Annotated in this window: 6 protein-coding genes; 3 read left to right on the top strand and 3 right to left on the bottom strand. The window is 69.4% G+C overall.

Annotated elements, in window-relative coordinates; genetic code table 11:
* Together F3J15_RS36810 and F3J15_RS36805 are read right to left on the bottom strand one after the other, a co-directional pair.
* The coding region (locus tag F3J15_RS36810) for an FUSC family protein (RefSeq protein ID WP_166897650.1) at positions 1 to 1,981 on the bottom strand (1,981 nt) is incomplete at its 3' end.
* Positions 1,978 to 2,457: a MarR family transcriptional regulator gene (locus tag F3J15_RS36805; RefSeq protein WP_089448998.1), complete on the bottom strand. Its 480-nt coding sequence runs from the start codon at positions 2,455 to 2,457 to the stop codon at positions 1,978 to 1,980. The genes F3J15_RS36805 and F3J15_RS36810, both read right to left, overlap by 4 nt.
* A gap of 310 nt (positions 2,458 to 2,767) precedes the next feature.
* On the opposite strand from F3J15_RS36805, the gene F3J15_RS36800 reads away from it, so the two are divergent.
* From F3J15_RS36800 to F3J15_RS36790, 3 genes are all read left to right on the top strand, one after another.
* Complete coding sequence (locus tag F3J15_RS36800; protein WP_166897647.1) at positions 2,768 to 3,628, top strand: MaoC family dehydratase N-terminal domain-containing protein; 861 nt, start codon at positions 2,768 to 2,770, stop codon at positions 3,626 to 3,628.
* Between the two features lie 211 nt (positions 3,629 to 3,839).
* Positions 3,840 to 4,127, top strand: a complete 288-nt coding sequence (locus F3J15_RS36795; protein WP_166897644.1) for a DUF1330 domain-containing protein — start codon at positions 3,840 to 3,842, stop codon at positions 4,125 to 4,127.
* A 58-nt stretch (positions 4,128 to 4,185) separates the two neighbouring features.
* A complete protein-coding gene (locus F3J15_RS36790; protein ID WP_166897642.1) occupies positions 4,186 to 4,647 on the top strand; it encodes a hypothetical protein in 462 nt (153 codons plus the stop codon).
* Between the two features lie 147 nt (positions 4,648 to 4,794).
* Here F3J15_RS36790 and F3J15_RS36785 read toward each other — a convergent pair.
* On the bottom strand, positions 4,795 to 5,361 hold a 567-nt coding region (locus F3J15_RS36785), incomplete at its 5' end, for a DAK2 domain-containing protein (protein ID WP_166897639.1).

Here is a 5,361-nt window from a genome sequence, read left to right as displayed (position 1 = left end):
CCGGCGCGGCGCCCGGCAGGTTGCGGCCCGCGACGCGTTGCAGTGCGTCGTCGATCGTCGCGAGCAGCGCGGGCGGCGCCGGCTGGCGCGCGTTCGCGGCGGCGCAGCGTTCGTAGTGGTCGGTGACGCCGGCCAGCACGCGATCGATCGCATCGGGCACGTCGCCGGACAGCCGGCGGCGCGAGCGGCGCAGGTCGAGCGCATTGAGCGCGATGCGCAGGTCGCGGAAGCTTTCGATCGACGGGTGGCGATGATCGTCGGACGCGCCGAGGCGCGGCAGCAGATGCGTGACGCGGTCGAGCATCCGCGATGCGTGGTTGCGCTGGTCGTCGAGCGGTTGCGTCGACGCGGAGCGCGCGACATCTTCCCAGCCCGAGCGCAGCAGGCGCCGCACCGCGAGTTCGGCACCGAACGGCCGCGTCGCACGCGTCCATACATACGCGAACAACAACCCGGCGACGCCCGCGAGGTTGCTGTTCAGGAACACGAAGAAGTCGGCGTCGTACGCACCCTGGATGCTGATGAAGGTGGCCGTGTTCACGGCGACGAGCATCGTCACCATGTTGAACTGCGGGCGCGGCAGCAGCGTGCCGATCAGGATGAACGGGCCCGCGAACATCACGACGAGCATCGCGAAATCGTGCACGTGCGGCAGCACGACGAACAGGTACAGACCCGCGAACACGACGCTCGCGGTCGTCGCGAGGAAGAACTTGAACACCAGCGGCGCCGGCTCGTCGAGCGCGGCGAAGAAGCTGCACGACACGGCCACGAGCGTGACGGCCGCGGCGCCGTCGTGCCAGCCGGACGCGATCCACAGCCAGCTCGCGAACACGATCGCGGCGACGACGGTCAACGTCGAGAACAGCATCATCCCGCGATCGTAGAAGCGCTCGGTGCCGCCGAGCCGCCAGTGCCGGTAGCGCGGCTGCCAGACACCCGCTTCGTTGCCGATCAGCGCGCGCAGCGAGCGGCAGTCCTGCCAGATGTCGATGACCTGGCGCAGCCGCCACAGCGCGTTCGACAGCAGCGCGCCGTCCCAACTCGAGAGCGCGTCGTCGCGCGGCTGCAGCGCGGCGATGCGTTCGCGCAGGTGTTCCGCGACGGGGTCGTCGGCCATGTCGCCATCGGAGCCGGCCCGCACGGCCGGCAGCGGCGCGTCGAACCACTTCGCGGCATCGGCGAGCAGCTCGTCGAGCCCGGCCGGCCGGATGTGCAGGTCGCGCATCAGCGCGATCAACGGATCGGCGAGCGACGACATCAGCGGCAGGAATAGCTGCATCCGCCCCGCGAGCGCCTGTGCCCGCGCGAGGATGCGCGGGTGCGCATGGTCGTAGCTCAGCTGGCTCAGCAGGAATTCGAGGCCCGTGATGGTCGCCGCGAGGCGTTGCCGGCACGCGGACAGCGCCTTGCCGGCGATGTGCCCGGACAGCGTCTCGCGGCCGTAGAACGCGGCATCCTTGAACCACGCGTCGGTGCGCTCGATCAGCGTCGGCGCGAGCCGGTTCGGGAAGATCGCGCTGCCCACCACGCTCGCGCACACGATGCCGAGCACGATCTCCTCGGTACGTGCGATCGCGACGTCGAACACGGTGGACGGATCGGTCACGGTCGGCAGCGCGACCAGCGGCATCGTGTAGCCGGCGAGCATGAACACATAGCTGCGCGCGGTGCGGTCGGAGATCGCGAGGTAGAGCAGCGTGCCGCACCAGGTGGCGACGATGATCGCGAACAGCAGCGGCGTCTCGACGAACGGCGGCACGAAGAAGATCGCGGCGGCGGCGCCGAGCGCGGTGCCGAGCGCGCGATACAGCGCCTTCGAGCGCGTCGCGCCGACGAACGGGTTCGACACGATGTAGACGCTCGCCATCGCCCAGTACGGGCGCGGCAACTGGAAATACAGGCCGAGATACAGCGCCAGCATCGACGCGGCGAACGTCTTGCCCGAGAACAGCCAGTCGCGCAGGCTCGGGTAGGTCATGACGCGGCGTCACCGGTGTGGGAGGCGCGCGCGACGGGTGTGTGCGACTCGGCGGCATTGAATGCATCGAGCACGCGCAGCGTCGCTTCGAGATCGGCGCGCGTGACACCCTTGAGCACCTGCGCGCGCAGCACGCGCAGGTCTTCCTCCATCTTCGCGGTGACCGCGCGGCCGGCGGCCGTCAGCGAAATCGTCTTCGCGCGGCGGTCGTGCGGATCCTCGTCGCGGCGCGCGAGGCCGGCCGCGCACAGCTGGTCGAGCAGGCGCACGAGCGATGGCCCTTCGATGCCGACGTATTCGGCGAGCGTGCCCTGGCGCACGCCTTCGCCGAGGCGCCCGGCGATCAGCAGCGGCGTCGCGCAGGCCTCGGACACGTTGTACGTGGTCAGCACGCCGTCACTGGTGCGGCGCCACTTGCGCGCGGACAGCACGAGAAGGCTGCTGACGGCGAGGCGGAGGTCGTGCAGATTGGTCATGGGCGAGATGATAGGGGCAAATTAATTCGATAGCAAACTATCGTTTTTGTCACCCGGATGACACGTCGCACGCGGTTCGGCCCGCCCGTTTGAAGCAATTTAGGCGGCGTGCCGGGGATGGTCAAGCTGTAAGGTTGTCGATGCGGTCGTGCATGCGACGGCCACGATCGAATGGTCAGATGAAAGTCGTCCGGCGGGGCCGCTCGGCAGGTCAGGCAGGCTCGAAGCCGGGGTTCGGGAAATCCGGCTTCGCGAAACGGCGCACTGCGTGCATATTGGGGCCGTCGCAAGCCTTCCGGAGATTCCGCACGTGTCCACTTCATCCTCGCAGCCCTCTGGCCAGGCGTCGCTCGACGCGTGGCTCGGCAAGACCGAAACGCTTGGCGACGACATCACCGCGTTTCCGCTGAACGCGCTGGCCGCCACGCTCGACCGCCCGTCGCCCGGCGACGTCGTGCCGCCGATGTGGCACTGGCTCTATTTCCTGCCCATCGCGCCGCTGGCCGAAGTCGGCCCCGATGGCCACCCGAAGCGCGGCGGCTTCCTGCCGCCCGTGCCGCTGCCGCGCCGCATGTGGGCCGGCGGCCGCCTGGCGTTCCATGCGCCGCTCCATACAGGCCGGCGCGCGACGCGCGAATCGACGATCGAGAACATCGAGGACAAGACGGGCCGCAGCGGCCGGCTCGTCTTCGTGACGGTGCAGCACCGGATCGAGTGCGACGGCGTGTTGTGCGTCGAGGAAGAGCACGACATCGTCTATCGCGATGCGCCGCAGCCGGGCTCGCCGGCGCCGAAGCCGATCGCCGCGCCGGCGGGCGAGACGTGGTCGCGTACGGTCACGGCCGACACCGTGATGCTGTTCCGCTATTCGGCGCTGACCTTCAACGGTCACCGCATCCACTACGACCGCAGCTACGTGACGCAGGAGGAAGGCTATCCGGGGCTCGTCGTGCACGGCCCGCTGATCGCAACGCTGCTCGTCGATCTCGTGCACCGCGAGCGGCCCGACGCGACGCTTGCGAGCTTCGCGTTTCGCGCGGTGCGCCCGACGTTCGACGGGGAGCCGTTCATGCTGTGCGGCCAGCCTTCGGATGACGGCCGGACGATCGAGCTGTGGGCGAAGGATCGCGACGGCTGGCTGACGATGCAGGCCACCGCGACGCTTGCGTGACGGGCGCCGTTCCGGTCATCCGCGCGCGGCAGGATCCGTACGCGGGTGACCGTTGTCGCACGCAGCAAGCCGGTCGGACGCGCACTCGGCCAGCCCCGACGTTCGTCGGCAAACCCCTGTAAGCTGCTGGCAGGTCGCGTGCCGTTCGCCGGACCAGGCGATGCGCGGCCGGCTCTTCCCCCTTCCACGCATCGCATCAGGAGCAGGTATCTTGGCCACCTACATCGTGTTTACACGTGAAAGCATGCAGGACCAGCAGGAATTCGACCTCTACCAGAGCAAGGTCGGCGCAACGCTCGCCGGGCACCCGGTGAAGGTGCTCGCAGCCTACGGGCCGCAGGAAACGCTCGAGGGCGAAGGCCCGGAAGGCGTCGTGATCGTCGAGTTTCCGTCGAAGGAAGCCGCGCACGCGTGGTATCACGGCCCGGAATACCAGACCGTCGCCCAGCACCGCTTCAAGGGCGCGCGCTATCGCGCCGTGCTGGTCGAAGGCGTCTGAGCGACGTGCATCGGGTGAGTCCGGCGGCGCGCCGCGACGCCGGACGCCCGGCCCGCCCATGAAACCATCGACTCCCGCCACCGCGCCCATTCGCCCGCCGATGGGCCGCGCCACGACCGTGCTGCTCGCGATCAGCGTCGCGCTTTATCTGGTCGCCATGTTCACCGCGCCGTTCCGCACCGGCGCGCCTGCTCCGCATCCATGGGCCGACGGCTGGCAGGTGCTGCTGACGGGCTGGATGGGCGTGCTCGTCGGTATCTATGCATGGCTCGCAAATCCGCTCGTGTTCGCTGCCTGGCTGCTGACCGCGAAGCGCTACCGCGCCCAGGCGGTCGTGCTGGCCGGTCTGGCGTTGCTGTTCGGGGTGAGCTTCCTGTCGCAGCACCAGATTGCCGTCGACGAAGCAGGGAACGTCGAGCCCGTGCATCTCGACGCGATCGGCTACTGGTGCTGGCTCGCGAGCTTCGGCGTGGCGGCGGTTGGTGCGGCGTTGTTGCCCGGGCGGACGAAGACGGGCTGATTGATTGCGGACGCTTCGATGCGAATGTCGGCGGAGGTGAAGCCGACCGGTATTGCAATGATCCACGGCATCGGCACGTCACGCGCAATGGCGTCTTGCGTGCCGATGCATTGAAGGCGCACTGTCGCGCCTTCAACCTTCACCCTTTTACGCGATGTGTGGCTGCAACGCACGCAGCCAATACGACACCGCGACCGCGCCGCCGTCCGGCGTGCCGATCGCACGCTCGCCGAGATAGCTCGCGCGCCCGGCGCGCGGCGTCATGCGTGCGGTTTCCTGCGCGCCGTGCTCGGCGGCTTCGACTGCCGCGGCCCACGCGCTTGCGGGATCGAGATCGTTATCGAGCGCACGCTCGAATGCCGCGACGGCCGGTACCAGCGCATCGAGCATCGTCCGGTCGCCGGCATGCGCGCCGCCCAGTTCACTGATCGAATCCACCGCGCCGCGGAACGCCGCGGCCCAGTCGCGCGCCGACGGCTCGGCGATATCGGCCAGCCGGCGCGATGCGCGCAGCAGTGCGGTTGCATAGAACGGCCCCGAACTGCCGGCGATCGCGCGGCGCAACGCAGCGCCGAGCGCCGAGAGTGCGCCGGCCGGCGTGCCGTACGCGGCGTCCGGCAGTGCGACGATCGCCTGCGCGGCGCGCAGCATGCTCGCGCCGAGATCGCCGTCGCCGGCCGCCGCGTCGAGGTCCGTCAGCGTCTGCTCGTGATC

Origin of the sequence: Burkholderia sp. Ap-955 (genome assembly GCF_011753045.1) — a bacterium.
GTDB lineage: Bacteria > Pseudomonadota > Gammaproteobacteria > Burkholderiales > Burkholderiaceae > Burkholderia > Burkholderia lata_D.
Note: the sequence above shows the minus strand (reverse complement) of the source record. Positions and strands in the feature narration are given on the sequence as shown.